The organism is Candidatus Cloacimonadota bacterium (assembly GCA_034661015.1).
Classification (GTDB): domain Bacteria; phylum Cloacimonadota; class Cloacimonadia; order JGIOTU-2; family JGIOTU-2; genus JAYEKN01.
Genome location: JAYEKN010000103.1, coordinates 13,829 through 19,075 on the forward strand (window position 1 = coordinate 13,829; position 5,247 = coordinate 19,075).

General features: G+C 36.4%; 3 protein-coding genes. All 3 read left to right on the forward strand.

Annotated elements, in window-relative coordinates; translation table 11 throughout:
- The coding region (locus U9P79_04290) for a hypothetical protein (protein MEA2103846.1) at positions 1-185 on the forward strand (185 nt) is incomplete at its 5' end.
- Positions 186-721: 536 nt separating this feature from the next.
- Positions 722-2,857, forward strand: a complete 2,136-nt coding sequence (locus U9P79_04295) for a class II glutamine amidotransferase (protein ID MEA2103847.1) — start codon at positions 722-724, stop codon at positions 2,855-2,857.
- Positions 2,858-2,924: 67 nt separating this feature from the next.
- Complete coding sequence (locus tag U9P79_04300) at positions 2,925-5,189, forward strand: choice-of-anchor Q domain-containing protein (protein ID MEA2103848.1); 2,265 nt, start codon at positions 2,925-2,927, stop codon at positions 5,187-5,189.
- The last annotated feature ends 58 nt before the right edge of the window (positions 5,190-5,247 follow it).

Here is a 5,247-nt window from a genome sequence, read left to right on the forward strand (position 1 = left end):
CAAAAGTATGCAGTTTGGAGTGCATTAACCGTGTTAATGCAACCGAGCAAAAGTATGCAGTTTGGAGTGAATTAACCGTGTTAATGCAACAGCCAAAGAACCGCTTTATAAATATTCTGCCATTTGGGACGGAAAAAACGAGCAGAGAAAACAAGTTGCCCAGAGTGTATATTTCTATAAAGTAGAAACGGATGAGAAAACAATGGAAAAGAAAATGCTATTTGTAAAATAATTTACATCCGAAATATTTGACGTAATTGTGAAAAACAAAATTTATAACACACAACATCTTTTCAATTTAGAAGGAGAAAATAGTGAGAATAATAAGATTTTTTGATCTTAGAAAAATTCTACGGAATTTTAATCTCAATTTTTTCCCTCGCTCCTTCGCAAAGTCTCGCCCTCTCCCAATCACTCTACCCCTCCCCACCTAACTTACCAGTATACCGTAACTTAAAATTTTTTATATTTTATAATAAATTTTCATTAACCAAACTCGGGAAGAACAGATTCATTTAGATAATGTCTTTTCTGTTTTTCTTCTCGCAACAGAAGAGACTTTAATGCAGAAGATTGTTATTGGAGATGAAACTGAAAGGTCTGATATTGCTAATTGAGTTTCACTTTTAGAGAATACTTTTCGCCACTTTCTTATCCCGTTTTGGCGAGAAGGAAATTAGGCGGATTAATTTATTAACCGAACAAAATTTTGGAGAAAAAAATGATACATAAAAGAACAAAAATAATATTGATAGTCTTATTAATAATGGGTTTATCATCTGCCAGTTTGTTTGGCTGCAGGTTATTAACAATGATTGGAAAAGATAACAAAGTACTATCTTCCCAAAATACCGGCGATCTCCTTGAAAACGCTTTGGATGAATTGCAATCACAAAGTACAACAACATATAATCCATATTTCCCCAATGATGATGGCTGGGCATTGTTGTACTATCTACCCGATGATCCCGGAACAGTTTTTATCGAACGTGGAGATGGTGCAGCGTATAATAGTTCAGCCTACGATGATTTTCAAAGTGAAATAGTTGAAGCAGAAGCTCATATAGTCATTGGTCATATTCGAGCAGCATCCAGTGGCGCTACAGGTATAGATGATCCTCATCCGTTTCTGTGGGAAACAGATGAAATAATTTATTCGTTTGCGCACAATGGTACTTTATCTGGAAGCGATATTACATATATTTCTAATCATTTGGAATCTCCCTATGATGAAAATTATACGACAGATCCTATAGTTGATTCTGAATTATATTTCCGTTGGATTATTCAGAATATTGCTCAAAATGGCTGGAATGTGAATGAAGGCATACACGCTGCCTTAGAGGAATTAATCGGTTCTTGGAATATGAATTTTGTGTTTTCCGATGGAACCGATATCTATAATTATAGAAATTCCATTGACAATGATCATGAATTACAATATAGCCCTTCCTCATCTAATGAAAGTAGTTGCTTCAGATTGATAATGAGCGACTTTGGAGATTTAAATCTTCCGGGACAGGGAGATATAAATGATGATGAACTGCTCTTCCACCCTTTTACCGGCAGAACAACTCTGTTTAAAGAGTACTCAAATGACAAACCATATTATAACCGCACACTTCATCCAAATTGGAATTGGGAAAGTTTCCCGGTAGTACCGGACGTATCCGGAGATTACAATGCGGAACTTATGGTAGATCCATTATTACCGTATATAGAAAAGGTTGTAGCATCAGATAACAGGGAAATGACATATTATGGCGGAACAGGTTGGTACCATGATCCTCTTGATTTTACAATGGTCAATTGGAATGAACTCTATAAACTTCGGATGAACAATTGGATTCCATGGTCATTCTCAAATAATCTTTCCTTAGCCGGTTATCTGCGTCCCGATAATGAGCCAACCCTTGAAAATGCAATATCACGACACACTTACTGGGTAAGTTATACATTATTACCAACCCAGAATATTGTCGATGCTTTTGGCTCGGTATGGGATAAGGTAGAGAGCGTAAAGGCAGAAGACTGGTATTATTGTAAGCAAACTATTCCGCGTAATGGAAACTCCATCCCGGTGGCATCTAATAGCACAAAAGGGAAATATCTGGAGTTTGGCAAAGGATACATTATTTCATTTAATGAAGATGTTGCGGGATTTGTCTGGCATTACCCCCACACACCGATATGGGGTTCGGCAAGAAAGGGAAAACCTCAATCATTTACATATAACGAGAAATCCGACTATAATGTAATTGATGTGATTGATATTCCCGCCAATGTAACCGAGATAGGTATTTTTGAAGATGATGAATGCGTGGGAGCCAGCGTTGTAGATAGTTCCAAAGCTCAAATATTGGCTTATACTTCATCATCCGGTAGAGACCCGGTTGCCTTGACCTTTCAATTGGAGATCGGACGTGGTGGCAAATCCACTGTAAATAATTATTCGGTGTTCGATCAAAAGAAATCCAAATTTGAGATTAGAAAACTATATTCTCATAGTGATGATTATTCTATTGTTAAACTTAGCGAAATTGAACTACCCGCCTCGAACTTTGATAAAGAACGTTTGCAGGTTCTTGCAAATTATCCCAATCCTTACAATATGAACATCGGAAATTCAAAACTTTCTTTTTATGTTCCCTGCCAAACTACCGTATCAGTAAATATTTATAATATATGGGGACAGAAAGTAAAGGATTTGTATAACGGAGAGATGGATTCCGGTAAATATGATGCAATTTGGGACGGTACTGGATATAATGGCGAGTCAGTTGTTAACGGAGTATATTTCTATCAGGTTAAAACATCGAATCAGAATGCAGTTAGTAAAATATTGTTGATCAGATAAAGAAAATATCATACCCGGTCTGTTTATTACAGATCGGGTATGGTTTTTATTAAGGAAGGAATTCATTATGTTATCAAAGAGAAGTTTATATATATTTATAATTTTCTATTTATTTGTATCATCACTCTATGGAGAAGTAATAGTGGTGGATATATGTGGCTCCGGCGATTATCCGACTATCCAGGAGGGGATAAATGCTTCTACAGATGGGGATACGGTTTTGGTATATCCCGGAATATATTATGAGAATGTTGATTATCTTGAGAAAAGTCTAACAATCGGTTCATTAAATATGGTTACCGGAGATTCAACTTATATAGATAGTACTGTAGTTGACGGTAATCAGAATGGTAGTTGCGTGTATTTGAAGAATGTGGATGAAGGCATTTTATATGGATTTACTTTAAGAAATGGTAGCGGTAATCCATATAGTTCTGTTAGTATTGGACTCAGGAGTGGGGGTGGTGTTTATAGTTGGAATTCACATTTGGATATAATTAATTGTGTAATTAAAGATAATGAAGCTTTTGGTGGAGGTGGAATTTATTCGAGGAATTCTGTTCTTTTTTTGGCTGGAACAGAAATCACAAACAATCACTCCTTGTACACCGGAAATATTACAATATGGGATAATTCTGAGATATATTTTGATGAAGAAAATTTGTGTAGTATTTACCTAAATTATGCAGCACTGGGGAACGAAATAACAATAAATGGTTTTGATAGTCTGAATATTGTACTAAATAAATTTACAGTAGCAGAACCAACCGGTGAATCTATTTATATGGTAGAAGGGGAGGATTACGGATTTTCCTGTCAAGAATCAGTTGTGGAACAAGTAGAAGCAGATCTATATGTTAGCACTGAAGGTGATAATAGTAATTCCGGTTTAAATCCGGGTGAACCCTTACAGAGTATCACTTTTGCTTTGCTCAAGATAAAAGCCGATAGCCTGCATCCGCATTCTATTTATGTTTCTGACGGGATATATTCCGCATCACAAACCGGAGAGAGTTTACCCCTGAATATGAGAACTTATGTAAGTTTGATCGGCGAAAGTGAAGAGAACACAATAATAGACGGGGAGTTTGAATATGCTTTAATCGCAGCCTGGAATGGAGAGAAAGAGATGACGATCAAGGATTTTACACTCAGAAACGGCTATTGGGAATATAGTGGAGTTCAGTTACGATTTTATGGTCACACCAGTGTTCATCTTGAGAATTTAACGATTAAAGATTGTACATATGGTCAAGATGAAAACGCTTCACAGTTTATTTTAATGCCCAGTACAACTGATTCCAATTTTATAAATACCTATAAAAATATTACAATAATTGATTGTTTTGGCAGTTACCCTTTATATGTTCCTCCTATAAGAACATATGGAGAGAATATTAAAGTGATGGGAACCGAGCCTTTAGTTGGAGGTTGTGGAGGAGCTTTAATGAGTATGTCCAATTCAACTAATTCAACCCAAGATACAAGTATGCTGGTAAATTTGCAAATATCAGATAATACGAGTTATGAAGACGAATGGCCTAACTCAAATATTATTGTCCTTATTGATAACTCGAGTATAGTATTGATAAATGCAACAATAGGTGATAATGAGTGCTTTGGAAATGGTCCGGCAACAATATTTATTAGAAATGGTGCACATTTAACTTTAATCAATTCGATAGTTTATGATAATTATGCAAACTATCAGATTCATTTGAAAGAAAACGGTATTCCTGCTTATGGACCGACTGGTATAACTGTAAGAAATTCTCTTATTCAAGGTGGAGAAGATGGTATTTATAGTCAGGGGGATACAGAAATCAATTGGTTGGAAGGAAATCTGGATACAATTCCTTACTGGACACAATCCGGTGAATATCCTTACCAACTTCAGGAGAATTCTCCCTGTATAGACGCGGGAACTCTGGATTTACCGGCGGGAATTGAACTACCGGAATTCGACCTTGCCGGCAATCCCAGAATCTACGGAGAGACAGTAGATATGGGTGCTTATGAATGGCCGGGATATGCCGTCGGAGAAGAACCTCTAGACAAAAGCATAAAATTAACTTCAGCACCCAATCCTTTCCGCAATGAAACTGTCATCTCTTTTCAACTTACTCAAACCGGAATCGTGAATCTAACAATATACAATATAAAAGGGCAATTTGTCCGAACCCTGATAGATGCCTATTCCTCTCCGGGAAATTTTCAAGTAAACTGGAAGGGTGTGGATAAGCACGATTATCCGGTTTCTAATGGAGCCTATTTTGCCAAGTTAGTTGTGGATGATAAGCAAAAGGCGGTAAAACGTATAATAAAATTTTAATTTTGTCGCAACCCAAGTCCAGCCAAAAAAAATGGCGTGATTCGAATTCCTAAAAAAT